1 protein-coding gene is annotated in these 716 nt (G+C 42.7%); it reads left to right on the top strand.

Annotated features, from left to right (window positions below):
- Positions 1 to 105: 105 nt before the first annotated feature.
- The coding region (locus A3761_RS00240) for a response regulator (protein WP_156491447.1) at positions 106 to 716 on the top strand (611 nt) is incomplete at its 3' end.

The raw sequence follows: 716 nt of genomic DNA, 5'->3' as shown, positions 1-716 counted from the left end.
GTGCTTAATAATTACCTGGAGGTAATTAAGGGGTCTTGTTCTTGATCTCTTTTTTTAATTTAGGGTGAATAGAATAGAACTAAGATTCACTTGTTGGGTTGTTTGATGAAAAATACTGTTTTGATTGTTGAGGATAGCAAAGCGTTTGCATTGAGTGTAGAGGCGGCGCTGAGACAAGAAGGTAGTTATCAAGTGCTGGTCGCGCTTAATTATTCTGAAGCGGTTCAGTTAGTGGAGCTGCATCAAGAAGAAATATTTGTTGCGATCACAGACTTGAACCTGCCCGATGAAAGTGATGGCGCTGCTGCAAAGCTAGTGGCAGAAAAGAGTATTCCATGTATCGCTTTTACCGGCAACTTTAGTCCAAATCTACGTGAGATGGTTTTATCCTTGGGCGTATCCGATTATGTGTTGAAGAACGGGCAGCAGGATATCAGTTACGTTGTGCAGGTGATTAATCGAATGTCTGCCAATCGGAGTATGGAGGTTCTGGTCGTTGATGATGCACCGTCATCCAGAGATTTTATGAGTGCATTGCTCGAGAAGCAGTGTTTTAGTGTTACCTCTGTGGGGTCGGCTGAAAAGGCGCTGGATTTGCTCGACCAGGGTTATCAATACAAAATTATTCTTGTCGACTTGATTATGAATGGCATGGATGGATTTGAGTTGCTGGGTGCTTTGCGTTCACGCTTTGATATGAGTCAGATGGCTATTAT

It is taken from the genome of Oleiphilus sp. HI0123 (assembly GCF_001635315.1).
Note: the sequence above shows the minus strand (reverse complement) of the source record. Positions and strands in the feature narration are given on the sequence as shown.